Source organism: Nocardiopsis prasina DSM 43845, assembly GCF_000341265.1.
GTDB lineage: Bacteria > Actinomycetota > Actinomycetes > Streptosporangiales > Streptosporangiaceae > Nocardiopsis > Nocardiopsis prasina.
Genome location: NZ_ANAE01000082.1, coordinates 32,603 through 48,359 on the forward strand (window position 1 = coordinate 32,603; position 15,757 = coordinate 48,359).

General features: G+C 71.0%; 14 protein-coding genes and 1 pseudogene. 3 read left to right on the plus strand and 12 right to left on the minus strand.

The window, feature by feature from the left end; all coding sequences use genetic code 11:
• Window positions 1-142 precede the first annotated feature (142 nt).
• Complete coding sequence (locus D452_RS0104550) at window positions 143-2,278, plus strand: acyltransferase family protein (protein WP_017542968.1); 2,136 nt, start codon at window positions 143-145, stop codon at window positions 2,276-2,278.
• 3 nt (window positions 2,279-2,281) lie between these two features.
• On the opposite strand, the gene D452_RS0104555 is transcribed toward D452_RS0104550, so the two are convergent.
• The 3 genes and pseudogenes from D452_RS0104555 to D452_RS0104565 form a co-directional block, all read right to left on the minus strand.
• Window positions 2,282-3,382: a DUF6716 putative glycosyltransferase gene (locus D452_RS0104555; protein ID WP_017542969.1), complete on the minus strand. Its 1,101-nt coding sequence runs from the start codon at window positions 3,380-3,382 to the stop codon at window positions 2,282-2,284.
• Between the two features lie 136 nt (window positions 3,383-3,518).
• Window positions 3,519-4,311, minus strand: a pseudogene (locus D452_RS27695) (crotonase/enoyl-CoA hydratase family protein).
• Window positions 4,312-4,320: 9 nt separating this feature from the next.
• Entirely contained in the window at window positions 4,321-5,094 is a 774-nt protein-coding gene (locus D452_RS0104565) for an SDR family NAD(P)-dependent oxidoreductase (RefSeq protein WP_017542972.1), read from the minus strand.
• Between the two features lie 202 nt (window positions 5,095-5,296).
• On the opposite strand from D452_RS0104565, the gene D452_RS0104570 reads away from it, so the two are divergent.
• Window positions 5,297-5,893, plus strand: a complete 597-nt coding sequence (locus D452_RS0104570; protein ID WP_017542973.1) for a Uma2 family endonuclease — start codon at window positions 5,297-5,299, stop codon at window positions 5,891-5,893.
• A gap of 3 nt (window positions 5,894-5,896) precedes the next feature.
• Here D452_RS0104570 and D452_RS0104575 read toward each other — a convergent pair whose 3' ends face one another.
• From D452_RS0104575 to rplM, 4 genes are all read right to left on the minus strand, one after another.
• Window positions 5,897-6,925, minus strand: coding sequence for an ROK family glucokinase (locus D452_RS0104575; protein ID WP_017542974.1), 1,029 nt, complete (start codon window positions 6,923-6,925; stop codon window positions 5,897-5,899).
• A gap of 157 nt (window positions 6,926-7,082) precedes the next feature.
• Complete coding sequence (gene glmM, locus D452_RS0104580) at window positions 7,083-8,420, minus strand: phosphoglucosamine mutase (protein WP_017542975.1); 1,338 nt, start codon at window positions 8,418-8,420, stop codon at window positions 7,083-7,085.
• A 164-nt stretch (window positions 8,421-8,584) separates the two neighbouring features.
• The gene (rpsI, locus tag D452_RS0104585) at window positions 8,585-9,094 is read right to left on the minus strand and encodes a 30S ribosomal protein S9 (RefSeq protein WP_017542976.1); all 510 of its coding nucleotides are present in this window, start codon (window positions 9,092-9,094) and stop codon (window positions 8,585-8,587) included.
• 37 nt (window positions 9,095-9,131) lie between these two features.
• Window positions 9,132-9,581 carry a 50S ribosomal protein L13 gene (gene rplM / locus D452_RS0104590; RefSeq protein WP_017542977.1) on the minus strand — a complete coding sequence of 150 codons (450 nt, stop codon included), beginning with the start codon at window positions 9,579-9,581 and terminating at the stop codon, window positions 9,132-9,134.
• Between the two features lie 1,425 nt (window positions 9,582-11,006).
• Here rplM and D452_RS0104600 point away from each other — a divergent pair.
• Window positions 11,007-11,942 (plus strand): hypothetical protein, encoded by a 936-nt coding sequence (locus D452_RS0104600; RefSeq protein ID WP_040693110.1) that lies wholly within the window; start codon window positions 11,007-11,009, stop codon window positions 11,940-11,942.
• A 148-nt stretch (window positions 11,943-12,090) separates the two neighbouring features.
• Here D452_RS0104600 and truA read toward each other — a convergent pair whose 3' ends face one another.
• The 5 genes from truA to rpsM all read right to left on the minus strand — a co-directional run bounded on the left by truA (window position 12,091) and on the right by rpsM (window position 15,691).
• Entirely contained in the window at window positions 12,091-12,936 is an 846-nt protein-coding gene (truA, locus tag D452_RS0104605) for a tRNA pseudouridine(38-40) synthase TruA (protein ID WP_017542979.1), read from the minus strand.
• Window positions 12,937-13,102: 166 nt separating this feature from the next.
• Window positions 13,103-13,567, minus strand: coding sequence for a 50S ribosomal protein L17 (rplQ, locus tag D452_RS0104610; protein WP_017542980.1), 465 nt, complete (start codon window positions 13,565-13,567; stop codon window positions 13,103-13,105).
• A 65-nt stretch (window positions 13,568-13,632) separates the two neighbouring features.
• Entirely contained in the window at window positions 13,633-14,655 is a 1,023-nt protein-coding gene (locus tag D452_RS0104615; protein WP_017542981.1) for a DNA-directed RNA polymerase subunit alpha, read from the minus strand.
• A 181-nt stretch (window positions 14,656-14,836) separates the two neighbouring features.
• Window positions 14,837-15,241, minus strand: a complete 405-nt coding sequence (gene rpsK / locus D452_RS0104620) for a 30S ribosomal protein S11 (protein ID WP_017542982.1) — start codon at window positions 15,239-15,241, stop codon at window positions 14,837-14,839.
• Window positions 15,242-15,310: 69 nt separating this feature from the next.
• A complete protein-coding gene (gene rpsM / locus D452_RS0104625) occupies window positions 15,311-15,691 on the minus strand; it encodes a 30S ribosomal protein S13 (RefSeq protein WP_017542983.1) in 381 nt (126 codons plus the stop codon).
• Window positions 15,692-15,757 lie beyond the last annotated feature (66 nt).

The window sequence follows — 15,757 nt, forward strand, 5'->3', positions numbered from 1 at the left end:
CACACGGGACACACCCCGGTGCTGCTGATACTGGACCGGCAGGGCTTCTCCCTCAGCCCCCACCGCACACCTGGTGCCCGTCGCACGAACCGAACGGCCCGGCTGACCCCTGCCCTCACCTCTTCGAGCCCGAGGCAGGCCCGTGTCCGTTTCCGCCCTGAACCGCGCCCCCGACCCCGTCACGCCCCACGTGACGCCCCGGAACCGCCGCCGACCCGACATCGAGGGGCTGCGCGCCGTCGCCGCCCTGCTGATTGCCGTCTACCACATCTGGTTCGGCACGGTCTCCGGCGGCGTCGACGTCTTCCTGCTGCTCACCGGCTTCCTCATCACGGGGTCGCTGGTCCGGGCGATGGAGCGCGACGGACGCGTCGACCTCGCCGCCTTCTGGACCAAGCTGGTCAAGCGGCTCTTCCCCGCGGGGGCGGTGGTGCTCGGCGCGGTCCTGCTGATGGCCCACGCGTACTTCCCGCGCTCCCAGTGGACCGCCGTCATCGACGACGTGTGGGCGGCGGCGCTCTACTACGGGAACTGGCACCTGGCCCTGGGGTCGGTCGACTACATGGCGGAGAACTCCGCTGCCAGCCCCGTCCAGCACTTCTGGTCCCTGGCCGTGCAGGGGCAGTTCTACCTGCTGTGGCCGGTGCTGATCGGTGTCGCCGGGCTGCTCGCCGTCCGGCTGGGCCGGACGGTCCGCCGGGGCGCCGCCGGGGCGGTGGGCGCGGTGTTCGCGCTCTCCTTCGCCTACTCTCTGTGGATCACCTCGACCGAACCGGTGTGGGCCTACTTCGACACCGGCGCGCGCCTGTGGGAGCTGGCCCTGGGCGGTCTGCTCGCGCTGTTCGTCCACCGGGTGGACCTGCCGGGCTGGGCCCGCGCCGCCGCCGGGTGGGCCGGGCTGGTCGCGCTGGTCCTGTGCGGGTTCGTGATCGGCGACTCCCTGCCCTATCCGGGCTACGCCTCCCTGTGGCCGACTCTCGCGGCGCTGCTCATCATCCTCGCGGGCGCGGGCCGGGCGGAGAACGGACGCCTGTCCGCGAACCGCCTCCTGTGCGCGCGCCCGCTGACCTGGCTGGGCGGACACGCCTACACCCTCTTCCTGTGGCACTGGCCGGTGCTCGTCCTGCACCTGGAGCTGACCGGGCAGGACCGCCCCACCCTCGGCGGCGGCTTCCTCGTACTGGGCGTCTCCTTCGCGGCGGCGCTGGCCACCAGCTGGCTGGTGGACGGCGGCGTGGTGCGGGCCACCCGGCGCCTGCGAACCCCGGTGTGGTCGCTCGCGGCGGGCATCCTGTTCGTCGTGCCCGTCCTGGTGGCGGGCTCCCTGTGGGGGCAGTCGATCGAACGCGACCGGCAGCTGCGCACGGAACTGAGCTCCAACCCGCTCGCCTACCCGGGCGCCGCCGTCCACCTCGACCAGGACCTGGCGCGGAACCTGCCCGCCCTGCCGATCTACCCGGACACGACCACGGTCGCCCGCGACACCATCAACCAGACCCGCGAGTGCAACGCGCTGATCAACCAGCCCGAGGTGGTGTCCTGCGAGTTCGGCGACGTGCGCTCCGACTACACGATCGCCCTGGTGGGCAGCTCCCACGTGCGGCACTGGTTCCAGGCCCTGGAGACCCTCGCCGACCAGCACGGATGGCGGTTGGTGACGATGACCAAGAACGCCTGCCAGTTCAGCGCGCACGAGCAGCGGTACCGCGGGGCGGAGTTCCCCGAGTGCACGCAGTGGAACGACAACGTCATGGCCGCCCTGGAGGACCTGGAGCCGGACACGGTCTTCACCCTGGGCTCACTGACCAGTGTGCGCACCGGGCCCGACGAACACGTCCCCGAGGGCTTCGTCGAGCGCTGGCGCCAGCTCGACGACCGGGGCGTGGACGTCGTCGCGGTCCGCGACACCCCCCGGTTCTCCTTCCGGGTCCCCGACTGCACCGACCGCAACCACCGTTCGGAGTGCTCGGAGCCCAGATCCAACTCCATGGCGGCGCAGGCCCCCTACGAGGAGCTCACCGACGTCCCGCCCAACACCCGGTTCCTGGACATGACCAACTACCTGTGCCAGGACGAGGTCTGCCACGGGGTGATCGGGAACCAGCTGGTGTACTACGACACCAACCACTTCTCCTACTCCTTCTCCCAATCGCTGGCCATGGTCATGGAGCCCTACTTCCTGGCCGCGGCGGGCCGGGCGCCCGAGGCGGAGCTCACCCTCGCCGAGGCCGCCCTGCCGCTCCAGGAGGCGGCGCAGGAGCAGGGCAACCAGTCCTGAGGCTCAGCCGAGCTCACCCCGGAGCGAGCGCCCGTGCAGGACGCGCAGCCGGTCCACCCAGTCGTCGTCCTCGGACGGGTGGAAGTGGTTCTGCTCGCCCCACCCACGGCTGGGCCGCCGGAAGCGGGTGGCCCGCACGTCGGCCAGGGTGCCGAACAGTCCGCTGTCCTCGAACACCGCGTTGCCCTGCCCCGGACCCACCCCGAAGTCGGTGAGGACCAGGGTCGGCACCCGGTGCGCGAGGGCCTCGACCACCGGGCTCGAACCCACCGCCACCAGGCCGCGCGCCCGGTCCAGTTGGTCGGACAGCCGCCCCGAGCGGAAGACCAGCACGTGGTCCTCGGCCAGGTCGGCCCGGACCAACGAGCGCCAGGACTCCACGAACGGGTGGCGGTTCCCCGGCTCGTGGCCGAGGTGGACCACCACCTCCAGGTCGGGGCGGCTCTCGGCCAGCTCCGTCAGGGCGAGCAGGACGCTCCTGCGCCCCCGCTCGGTGTCCGGAGCCCCGGGGTGGGCCGCGTAGACGACCCGGTCGCGCCGGGTCCCCCGGTCCGCGTTGCCTCTGCCCAGAGGAAGGCTGCCCAGCCCCACCTCGCCGCGGACGCCGAGACGCTCGCCCAAGGTGGAGTACTCGGCGACCTCGCGACGGCTGTGCGCCACGAGCAGGTCGACCCTGGAGCGGTGCAGCCACTCGCCCTCGACCGCGGGCAGTGACAGCGCGGGCAGCGCGGACACCACCACCGGCCGGTACCGGCGCAGCACGGACCTCAGGGAGCAGGACAGCGTCTCCACGAGCGGACCGGAACAGTTGAGCAGCACCACGCCCGGGCGGTGGCGCCGGACCAGCGAGCGGACCTGGCGCGCCGTGAGCACCGGCACGCGCAGACCGGCCTGGCGGCTGCCCTCGGTCGCGTCGCGGATACGGGCCGGGGAGGGGGTGCGGTCGGTGCGGGCCACCGCGAGCCCGACGGTGGTCCCGGCCCCGGAGAGCCGGTCGAGCATGGCCACGGTGAGTCCGACCCGCTCCGAGGTGTCGGCCACCGCCAGGATCGTGGGCGCCCCGACCCGGGTAGCGGGGCGGCTCCCAGTGGGAATGAGGGTCACGAAGCCTTCTCCTTGGCGTTCGGGATGGAGACCCCAGGCTACACACGGAGAGTGACCACTCCGGAACTCATGGTTCGGGGGACGCGGACGGCGGCCGCCCCTCAGGGAACGGCCGCCGTCGCGGTTCCGGTGGGCGCTACTCGCCCTTCCAGACGGGGTCGCGCTTCTCCGCGAAGGCGATCGCCCCCTCCATGGCGTCCTGACTGACGAACACGGGGCCCGCCAGCTCGTTCTGCCGCTCCCACATCTGGTCCGTGGACCAGTCGTCCGAGGCCTGGATGATCTCCTTGGAGACCCGCAGGGCCAGCGGACCGTTGGGGGTGATCCGGGCGGCCAGGGCCCGGGCGCCCTCCAGGGCGCCGCCGCTCTCGGTGACCTGGTTGACCAGGCCCAGCTCCGCCAGGCGCCCCGCGCCGACGAAGTCACCGGTCAGGGCGAACTCCATCGCGATGTTGCGCGGGATGCGGTGCTGGAGGCGCAGCAGGCCACCGGCTCCCGCGACCAGACCGCGCTTCACCTCGGGGATGCCGAACCTGGCGTCGTCCGCCGCCACGACCAGGTCGCAGGCGAGCACCGCCTCGAACCCGCCCGCCAGGGCGTACCCCTCGACCGCCGCGATCAGCGGCTTTCTCCNCGACCGCCGCGATCAGCGGCTTCCTCGGGCCGCGCTCGGCGAAACCGCCGAACCCGCGCCCCTCGACCACGGGGACCTCGCCCTGCATGAAGGCCTTGAGGTCCATTCCGGCGCAGAAGGTGCCGCCGGCGCCGGTGATGATCGCGACGTTGACGTCCTTGCGGGCGTCCACGTCGTCGAGGGCCTCGGCGATGCGCGCCGCGACCGCCGCGTTCACGGCGTTCTTCGCCTTGGGACGGTTGATGGTGATGACGGCGACGCCGTCCTCAGCCGTGTAGAGAACCTCGTCGGACACGGTGTCCTCCTACTTCGGGGGCATGCGCAGGGCGCCGTCGATCCGGACGACCTCGCCGTTGACGTAGCTGACCTCCAGCAGGGTCCGGGCGAGCTTGCCGAACTCCTTGGCGGTGCCCAGGCGCTTGGGGAAGGGCACCGGGGCGGCCAGACGCTGCTTGAACTCCTCCGAGCCCGGGCCGTCGCCGTAGATGGGCGTCTCCAGGATGCCGGGGGCGATGGTGTTGACGGTGACGCCGATCGCGGCGAGGTCGCGCGCGGCCGGGAGGGTCATGCCGATCACGCCGCCCTTGGAGGAGGAGTAGGCGATCTGGCCGATCTGGCCCTCGATGCCCGCGAGGGAGGCGGTGTTGAGGATGGAGCCGCGCTCGCCGTCCTCGTTGACCGGCTCGGTCTTGGCGATCTCGGCGGCCGACAGCCGGAGCACGTTGAACGTGCCGATGAGGTTGACCTGGATGACCTTCTGGTAGCTGTCCAGGTCGTGGGGGTTGCCGCTGCGGTCCACCGTGCGGGTGGCCCAGCCGATCCCGGCGCAGGAGACCGCGACCCGGAAGGGCTTGCCGGTGTCGACCGCGGCCTGGACGGCGGCCTTGACCTGGTCCTCCTGGGAGACGTCGGTGGAGACGAAGACGCCACCGATCTCCTTGGCGACCGCCTCGCCGCGCTCGGCGTTGAGGTCGGCGACGACGACGGTGGCACCGGCGGAGGCGAGTTCCCTGGCGGTGGCCTCACCGAGGCCACTGGCGCCGCCCGAGACGAGGGCGGAGATTCCGTTGAGATCCATGGCCGCACTCTACAGAGAATGTGACCCGCACACTAGAACCGGGTTCGGTTAATCGCGGGTAGCACCGTGACCAGCGCCGTTGGAACCCGCAAGAGCGGGTATCAGCAAGGCGTGTTCTTCTGTCGTCACTCAGCGCTACCTTCCTGTCATGCGAAGAACAGCGACACTAGAGTGGCCCCAGGAATCGACCCAGGAGGATTCGATGGCCGAGCCGCTCCCCGACTGGTTCCTCACCCCGCCCGGGGGCTGGACCGCTGATGCCATGGACCGACTTCCTCCGGGAGTACCCCGGATGGAACTCATCGACGGAGCGCTCGTCTTGCTTTCCCCCCAGACCCGTTTTCACTCGCACGTCATGCGCCACCTGGCCAACGCTCTGGAGGAAGCGGCACCGAAGAACGTCGACATCCTTCTGGAGATGACCATGAAGCTGGGCAAGTACCAGCGCCCCGAGCCCGACATCCTCGTCTACGAGTTCGAGGAGGGGAAGGACGACCACCTCGACTGGTACCAGGCCACCCACGTCCCGCCCGAGGACGTTCTCATCGCGGTCGAGATCGTCTCCCCGGAGTCCCGGGAGCGGGACCGCACCACCAAGCCGATGAAGTACGCGGCAGCCGGGATCCCGCACTTCTGGCGGATCGAACCGGAGGAGACGGGGCCCGCGATCCACGTGTACGAACTCGACGGGGGCCGTGATCCCCGCTACGTCCCGACCACCATCGCCCGGGAGCGGCTCAAGCTGGACGTGCCCTTCCCGATCGACGTCGACGTGCGGGCGCTGGCCCCTCGGCGCTGACCCTCACCAGCGGGCCCTGCCCAGGCGCTGCTGGCGGCGGCGTCCGCGCCCCCTCGGCAGGGCCTCGCGCGCGAGGTCGGCGGCGCCCACCAGCCCCGCCTCGTTGCCCAGGGCGGCGGCGACCACCCGGGCCTCCGGCCGGTAGCCGCGACCGGTCAGCCCCTTCGCGAACGCGTTCCGCGCCGGGTCGAGCAGCAGCTCCCCCGCCTCGGACACGCCCCCGCCGATCACGAACAGCTCCGGGTCGAAGGCGGCCGCCAGGTTGGCCAGCCCCACGCCCAGCCACCCGCCCGCCTCCTCCATCAGTTCGCGGCAGGCGCGGTCCCCCTTCCGGGCCAGCTCGCTCACCAGCGGCCCGGTGATCAGCGCCGGGTCCCCGCCCACCGCCTGCCACAGCACCTCGGCCACCGGGGACTCCGACCTCACCAGCTCACGGGCCTCACGAGTGAGCGCGTTACCGCTCGCGTACTGCTCCCAGCAGCCCCGGTTCCCGCACTCACAGCGGTGCCCGCCCGGCACCACCGTCATGTGACCGAACTCCCCCGCCAACCCGTACCGCCCGCGTCTGAGCTGACCGCCCAGGACGATCGCGCCGCCGATCCCCGTCCCCAGGTTCACCACCACGACGTCGTCCACACCCCGCGCCGCCCCGGCCCGTACCTCGGCCCACGCCGAGGCGTTGGCGTCGTTCTCCACCACCACGGGCAGCCCCAGGCGCACCGACAGCGCGTCCCTGAGCGGCTCCTCACGCCACGACAGGTGGGGAGCGAACAGCACCCGGGAACGGCGCTCGTCGACGAACCCGGCGGCGCCCACGCCGACGGCCCGCACCCGGTACTCCCTGCGCAGCTCGGACACGACGGACACGATCGTGTCCTCCACCACAGTGGGGCTCTTGCTGCGCTCCGGGGTCTCCGTCCGCAGCCGTGCCAGCACCCTCCCGCCCGGAGTGACCACCCCGGCGGCGACCTTCGTACCGCCGATGTCCACACCGACGGTCAGGGAGTGCCCGTACCGCGCGTCCGTCATCATGCCCGCTCCACTCCACCGGCCGGGGACCCCACGGCCCCGGTCATCCGACCCTAGGGACCGGCCCGTCCGGGCCCGCCCCACCACACCGCACACACACGAAAACGCGCACCCGGGCCGTTGTGTGCCCGGATGCGCGCAGGGATCGTGGGAGGAGCCCCTACCCGAGAGCGGTGCGCACCACCCCGGCCAGGCGCTCGGCCACGGCCGCGGCCTGCTCCTGTTCGGGGGCCTCCACCATCACGCGGACCTTCGGCTCGGTCCCGCTCGGCCGGATGAGAACCCGGCCGGTCTCGCCCAGCTCGGCCTCGGCCTTGCGGACGGCGGCGGCCAGTTCCTCGGACTCGGCCGCCTTGGACCTGTCCACGTCCGGGACGTTGATGAGGATCTGCGGCAGACGCGTCATGACCTTGGCCAGCTCCGCCAGGCCCTGCCCGCGGTGTGCCATGGCGGCCAGCAGGTGCAGACCGGTCAGCAGACCGTCGCCGGTGGTGGCGTGGTCCAGCAGGATCACGTGGCCGGACTGCTCGCCGCCCAGCCCGAACCCGCCGCGCTTCATCTCCTCCAGCACGTAGCGGTCACCGACCGCGGTCTCCACCACGGCGACGCCCTCGCGCGCCATCGCCAGTTTCAGACCGAGGTTGGACATGACCGTCACCACGAGGGTGTCCTTCTCCAGGCGCCCGGCCTCCTTGGCCTCCGTGGCCAGGATCGCCAGGATCTGGTCGCCGTCCACCACGTTGCCCTCGGAGTCCACCGCCAGGCAGCGGTCGGCGTCGCCGTCGTTGGCGATACCCGCGTCAGCGCCGTGCAGCCGCACCGCCTCCTGGAGGGACCCCAGGCTGGTGGAACCGCACCCCTGGTTGATGTTGTGCCCGTCCGGCCGGTCACCGATCGCGATGACCTCCGCGCCCGCCCGGCGCAGCGCCTCGGGGGCGACCGTGCTGGCCGCGCCGTGGGCGCAGTCCATGACGACCTTGAGCCCGTCCAGGCGGTGCGGCAGGGAGTCCAGGACGTGCTGGGTGTACCGCTCCGCACCGTCGTGGGACTCGGTGACGCGGCCGACCGCGTCACCCACGGCGGGGGTCGAGGGCACGCCGAGCATGCCCTCGATCTCCTCCTCCAGAGAGTCCTCGAGCTTCTGCCCGCCCCGGGCGAAGAACTTGATCCCGTTGTCCGGGGCCGGGTTGTGGCTCGCCGAGAGCATCACGCCGAAGTCGGCGCCCAGGGCACCGGTGAGGTACGCCACGGCCGGGGTGGGCAGCACACCGACCTTGACCACGTCCACGCCAGTGCTCGCCAGACCCGCGACGACCGCGGCCTCCAGGAACTCCCCGGACGCGCGTGGGTCGCGTCCGACCACGGCCAGCGGTCGACGGTCACCGTCGGTCGCGGCCAGGACCCTCGCCGCCGCGATGGACAGTTCCAAGGTGAGCGAAGCGGTCAGGTCTCGTCCCGCGAGACCGCGTACGCCGTCGGTTCCGAACAGCCGAGCCACAGGCGACAGCCCCTTTCGAAAGCGGCACCGGAGAGAGCCGGCGCCGGTGAAGTTCAGCGTGGCGGAGAAAGCCACCGGAAAAACCAAAAGCCCGTACGCCGTCCCCGACAGAGGGAACGACGTACGGGCCAAAGCTCAGCCGCGCAGGAGTCGGCGCATGAGCATTAGCGCTTGGAGAACTGCGGAGCCTTGCGCGCCTTCTTGAGACCGGCCTTCTTCCGCTCGACCTCGCGGTCGTCACGGGTGAGGAAGCCGGCCTTCTTCAGGGTCGGACGGTTGTTCTCGGCGTCCAGCGTCGCCAGCGCACGGGCGATGCCGTGACGCAGGGCGCCAGCCTGGCCGCTGGTGCCGCCGCCGTCAAGACGGGCGAAGACGTCGTAGGCGCCGTCGAACCCGAGCGAGACGAACGGGTCCTTGACCGTCTGCTGGTGGACCTTGTCCGGGAAGTAGACATCAAGCGGCTTGCCGTTGATCTTCCACTCGCCCGAACCGGGGGCGATGCGAACGCGGGCGACGGCCTGCTTACGCCGACCGGTACCGGCGCTGGGGCCGGACGCGGTGGGAACGTAGGCGGCGGTCGTCTCGTCCGACTCGCTCGTGTACTCGGAGGGGAACTCCTCCGGGTTCTCGGCGATTTCCTGCTCGACGTCTTCGATGCCGGTGGGCTCGACCACGGTTATCCTCGTGCTTCCTGTAAAAGTCTGCGAACGCCTACGCGGGCTGCTCGATCTTCTTGATTTCGAACGGGACCGGCTGCTGGGCCTGGTGCGGGTGCTCCGCACCGGCGTACACCTTGAGCTTCTTGCCCATCTGACGACCGAGGGAGCCCTTGGGGAGCATGCCCTTGACGGCCTTCTCGATGGCGCGCTCGGGGTTCTTCTCCAGCAGGTCGGCGTACGCGATCGAACGCAGACCGCCAGGGTAACCGGAGTGCCGGTAGGCCCGCTTCTGCTCCAGCTTCTTGCCGGTCAGGGCGACCTTCTCGGCGTTCACGACGATGACGAAGTCGCCGGTGTCGATGTGGGGCGCGTAGTAGGGCTTGTGCTTGCCCCGAAGCAGCGTGGCGACCTGGCTCGCCATACGCCCGAGCACGAGATCGGTAGCGTCGACAACGTGCCACTGACGCTGGACATCGTTTGGTTTGGGGCTGTATGTGCGCACGATCGTTCGCCTTCGCTCTTCCAGTCGGCTGCCCCATCCCGAACGGGATGGTGGACTCGTATTAAGGAACACCCCTACGGGTGCGGGGCCGAACAGCCCCCGCGGGTGCGGGGCTGTTACTTGGCCGGATGTCCCATGTCCAATCAGGACGACCCGGTCGTGAGTGCGCAGACGATGGTGCGTGGATCGGCACCCAGCTTCGGGAGTTTGGGGCCCACGGCAACTCAACGCACAACGACGAAATACCCTACCTGTCCACCCTAACGCAGGTCAAAGCGCGCGCAGGGCCGACCGATGGGATACGTCTGGCGGGAAAGCGCCGGGACGGGTTCACATCCGTGACCTCTCCGCCTTTTATTATGCCTGTCGCCGGGAGTGCTTCGTCCTGCCCTCGCCCGCGCGTTGGTTACGCTTGCACCGAAAGGCCGGTATCCGCCCGGTACCACGGGCGGTGCCCCGCACCTTGGAGACGCCCGTCACGATCGCCGAGCGTCCGCCCAACCGGTACGAAAGCCACGAGGCGGACACAGGCCACGGGCCACGGCGAGCCGCGACCCAGTCCCACTCCCAGAGCCTTCGGAGACTCCCATCAGCACCCATCCGAACCCGCCTCAGTACGGCCCAGACGGACGACCTCTCCAGCCGGAGGCAGGCGACGGTCGGGACCTGCTCGGGGCGCCCTCCCAGTCTGACGGCCAGCATTCCACATCCGGACCGCAGTGGCCGCACGGTTCGCCCGCCGCGGGCCCCTCCGGCCCGCAGTTCCCGCCGTACGCCGGTCCGAGCGGCCCACAGGCGCCGCCGCCCGCCGCGGGCCCTCCCCCGCACGGTCAGTTCCCCCAACCCCCGCAAGGCGGCACCGGTCAGCAGGGCGTTCCCGGAGCACACAGCGGCCCCCAACCCCCGCAGCACACCGGACCCAACGGTCCGCAGGCGCCGCCGCACCACGGCGGCCCGCAGCAGGGACGACCCCCGTTCGGAGGCCCGGCCGGACCCACCGGCGGCCACCCCGGAATGGGACATCTCACTCAGAGCGGCCCCAACGTGCCCCCGGGTGCGCCCCAGGGCGGCCCGCAGGGCCCCGGGCGCCCGGTCGCGGGACCGCAGGCGCCGGGCCAGCCCTACCCCGGCCAGCCCCTGCCTCCCGGCGCGCCACACCCCGGGCAGGGTGCCCCGGTGCCCCCGCACGCGCAGGGCCGCCCGCCGCAGCCCCCGCCCGGACAGCATCCGGGCCACCACCCGGATCAGCCCGGCCCTCACCCGGGACACCCCGGCACGGGTCCCCAGGTTCCGCCTGGCGCGCCCCAGGCGATGCCCACGGGCGGCCAGCCGTCCATGCGCGGGCCCATCCCGCCCCCGCCGAACTCCCTTCCCCCCGGCGCCCACGGTGCTCCCGGGGGCCCCGGAGGCCCGGGTGCGCCCGGCATGCCACCGCACGGCGCGCCCTCGGGCGGCAACCGTCCGCCCGCCTACCCAGCACAGCAGCCCGAGCCGCCCAGGCCCGCCGAGGATCCGGTCTTCCCGGACGACGCCATGGGCGCCACCCAGAACCTGCGCGCGGTTCCCGCCGCCAGCCCCTCCGGCGCCAACCGCCCGCTCTACCGGGACGAGGTGCCCGAGGACGCCGGGGCCGACACCGCCCAGTTCGACGTCCAGAGCGTGCGGGACGACTACGAAGAGTACGACGACTACGACGACTACGACGACCGGCCCGCACGGAAGCGGCCCCGGAGCCAGCTCGTCCTCATGGGCGCGGGTTTCGTGGCCCTCCTCGCGATCGCTGGCGGCGGCGCCTTCTACTTCGGCTCCGGCGGCTCCGGCGCCACCCCGGTCTCCGACGAGGGAGCCGACTCCGGGGCCCTCGCCGCGGACGGCCTCTTCCCCGAGGAGATCGAGGTCGAGGGTCAGGGCACGTTCAGCCGGGTCGCCGTCGACGACAGCGACGACTGCGCCGCGGGTACCCACGGCGACTACGGCCAGGTGCTCGCCGACAACGACTGCCGCCAACTGGTGCGCGCCTCGTACCTGAGCGAGGACCAGAACCACGCGGTCACGGTCGGGATCGCCGCCATGCCGAGCGACTCCGAGGCCGAGACCGCTCTGGGAGCCCAGGACCTGGTCGGCGCGGAGTGGTTCGCCGGGCTGCCCGGCGATGAGGGCACCCCTGCCGAACGCCTCGGCTACTCGGGCGGCCACGGCAGCAGCGGACAGTGGGGCCGCTACCTCCTCTTCTCCCTGTCCGCCAACAGCGACGGCAGCGACGAGGGCTCCGAGGACGGCGGCGACGCCACCGAGCTGCGCGACATCGGCGAGGGGTTCATCGAGACCGTGCACGGGGCACTCGCCGACGACCGCGCCTGACGGGGCCCGGACCCGCACACGAGGACGGCGCCACCCTGGTTGTCCACAGACAGTGGACCAGGGTGGCGCCGTCCGGCGTTTCCAGCTCTACTTGACGTATCGGGGGGTTGGGCTCTGCGCCCGCACCCGCATGCCCGGAGACGAGCGTCTACTCCGCGTGCCCCTTGCAGGGCAGCTCGCGCACGCGACGGGTGAGGCTCGCCCTGCCCGCCAGTTCCTCGTCGGCCGGGTAGCGCACCTCCTCCAGGCTCAGCCCCTGCGGACCCACCACGTGCACCGAGGAGTCGCGTACGGCGGCGCCCAGGACCCGGCCCGGCCACTCCACCCCCCGGCGTCCGTCCCCCACCGCCAGGAGCGCCCCCACGAGGGCACGCACCATGTTGTGGCAGAAGGCGTCGGCCTGGATCGTCCCCGCGATCAGGTGCGGTTCCTCCCGCACCCACTCCAGGCGCAACAGCTCACGGATGGTCGTGGCCCCCTCGCGCTTCTTGCAGAAGGCCGCGAAGTCGTGCTCGCCGACCAACAGGGCTGCGGCCTCGTTCATCCGGTCCACGTCCACCGGGTGCCGGTGCCACAGCACATCCCGCCGCCGCAGCGGCTCCACACCGTAGGGGGCGTCGCTGATCCGGTACACGTAGCGGCGGAACAGGGGCGAGAAGCGCGCGTCGAACCCCGGCGGCGCCACCCGGACGGCGTTGACCCGCACGTCCCGGGGCAGCACACCGGCGAGCCTGCGCAGCACCCGCTCCCCCTCGCTCTCCCAGGTCGCGAGCGGCACATCCACCTGCGCCACCTGGCCACGCGCGTGCACACCGGCGTCCGTGCGTCCGGCGCACGTCACCGAGGCAGACGGGAGCCTCAGCACCTTCGCCAGCGCGGACTCCAGCTCACCCTGCACGGTGCGCCGGGTCGGCTGGGTCGCCCACCCGGAGAAGTCGGTTCCGTCATAGGCGATGTCCAGTCGCAGCCGGACGGTCGTCTCGTTCTCGTCCATCCCCACCCCGCATCCCTGGCGCGCCCCTCCGGACGCGCCAGGGCCACCGGCACCGCCGAGACGGTCCTGCCGGTGACCCGTGAAAAGAAGAAGTGCCCGACCCCCGCGAGGGTCGGGCACTCGACGAGCCTGGCGCGCGGGCCCCGGGGCCCGGCGCACGTCGGCCCTACTTGCTCTCGGAGCTCTCCTCGGTGGCCTCGGGGGCCTCCGTGGCGGTGTCCTCGGCCGTGGCGGTCTCCTCGGCGGGAGCGGCGGCCGGAGCGGCGGGCGCGTTCAGCGCCTCGACCAGCTCGATGATGGCCATCGGGGCGTTGTCGCCCTTACGCGGACCGATCTTGGTGATACGGGTGTAACCACCGGGGCGGTTCTCGAAGCGCGGGCCGATCTCGGTGAAGAGCTCGTGCACCACGGACTTGTCCGTGATCTTGGTCAGCACCTGACGACGGGCGTGCAGGTCGCCGCGCTTGCCGAGCGTGATGAGCTTCTCGGCGTACGGACGCAGGCGCTTGGCCTTGGCCTCCGTGGTGCGGATACGGCCGTGCTGGAACAGCGAGGTGGCGAGGTTCGCCAGGATGTGCCGCTCGTGAGCGGGCCCGGATCCCAGACGGGCGCCCTTAGTAGGCGTGGGCATGGTGTCGTTCTCCTAGTGATGCGGTCCACGGCCGCACTCGGCCGGGGACCTTTGGGCGACGAAGGTTAGTACTGCTCCGTCTCGACGAAGGACTCACCCTCGTCGTCCTCGGAGCCGTAGGAGTCGGCCGCGGTGCTGGGGTCGAATCCGGGCGGGGAGTCCTTCAGGGACAGGCCCATGTCGATGAGCTTCTGCTTGACCTCATCGATGGACTTGGCACCGAAGTTACGGATGTCCAACAGGTCCTGCTCGGAGCGGGCAACCAGCTCACCAACGCTGTGGATGCCCTCACGCTTGAGGCAGTTGTAGGACCGGACCGTGAGGTTGAGGTCCTCGATCGGCAGCGCCAGGTCCGCCGCGAGCGCGGCGTCCGTGGGCGACGGGCCCATGTCGATGCCCTCGGCGTCGACGTTGAGCTCACGCGCCAGACCGAACAGCTCGACCAGGGTCTTGCCCGCGCTGGCCACGGCGTCACGGGGACGGATGGCCGGCTTGGTCTCGATGTCGACGATCAGGCGGTCGAAGTCGGTGCGCTGCTCGACACGGGTGGCCTCGACCTTGTAGGTCACACGCAGCACCGGCGAGTAGATGGAGTCGATCGGGATCCGACCGATCTCCTGGCCCTGCTGCTTGTTCTGCGTCGCCGAGACGTAACCGCGGCCGCGCTCGACCGTCAGCTCCATCTCCAGCTTGCCCTTGCCGTTCAGCGTGGCGATGTGCAGGTCGGGGTTGTGCACCTCGACACCGGCCGGCGGAGCGATGTCCGCGGCGGTCACCACACCGGGGCCCTGCTTGCGCAGGTACATCAGCACCGGCTCGTCGTGCTCGGAGCTGACGACCAGACCCTTGAGGTTGAGGATCATCTCGGTGACGTCCTCCTTGACCCCGGGCACGGTGGTGAACTCGTGCTCGACGCCCTCGATGCGGATGCTGGTGACAGCCGCACCGGGGATGGAGGACAGCAGCGTACGACGGAGAGAGTTACCGATCGTGTAGCCGAAACCCGGCTCCAGCGGCTCGATGACAAACCTCGAACGCAGGTCCGAGACGACTTCCTCGGTGAGCGTGGGACGCTGTGCGATCAACATGGTCCGTGACTTCCCTTCCACATGGCCGCCCGCTATTTGACGGCCACCGGACGGACACCACCGGAGCGGTGATGTCCCCTGTTCGGATTCCTACCCGGTCCGCCCCGCTTACCCACAGGGGGCGGTGGCGGACCGCACCACGAGGTGCCCGCGCGGTAGGAGGCGCGGGCACCGGTGCCAATCAGACGCGGCGGCGCTTCGGCGGGCGGCAGCCGTTGTGCGGAACCGGGGTGACGTCCTGGATGGAGCCCACCTCGAGACCGGTCGCCTGAAGCGAACGGATGGCGGTCTCCCGGCCGGAACCCGGGCCCTTCACGAAGACGTCGACCTTGCGGACACCGTGCTCCTGGGCGCGGCGGGCAGCGGCCTCGGCGGCCATCTGCGCGGCGTAGGGGGTGGACTTACGCGACCCCTTGAAGCCGACCTGACCCGAGCTGGCCCAGGCGATCACCGCACCGGTGGGGTCGGTGATGCTCACGATCGTGTTGTTGAACGTGCTCTTGATGTGAGCGTGCCCGTGGGCAATGTTCTTCTTTTCCTTGCGGCGCACCTTGCGCGCGGCACCCTGACGGCCCTTAGGCGGCATGAGCGAAACTCCCAGAGATCATCGGTCCGTGTGTATCTTCTCGGACGCGGTTGACAGGTCCGAGGCGGACTACTTCTTGCCGGCCTTCTTCTTGCCGGCCACGGTCTTCTTCTTGCCCTTGCGGGTACGGGCGTTGGTCTGCGTGCGCTGACCGCGGACCGGAAGGCCACGACGGTGGCGAATGCCCTGGTAGCTACCGATCTCCATCTTGCGACGGATGTCGGCCTGGACCTCGCGACGCAGGTCACCCTCGACCTGGTAGTTGGCGTCGATCCACTCGCGCAGCTTGACCAGGTCCTCTTCGGACAGCTGGTAGACGCGGGTGTTCCCGTCGACACCGGTGTTCTTCAGGGTTTCGAGGGCGCGGGTACGGCCAACCCCGAAAACGTAAGTGAGAGCGATCTCCACCCGCTTGTCGCGGGGGAGGTCAACGCCGGCAATACGTGCCATGTGGGCGAGACTCCATCCATGCATATGCGGAGGTCTGACCCGTTCCATCCTCTCGTCGCCCAATCG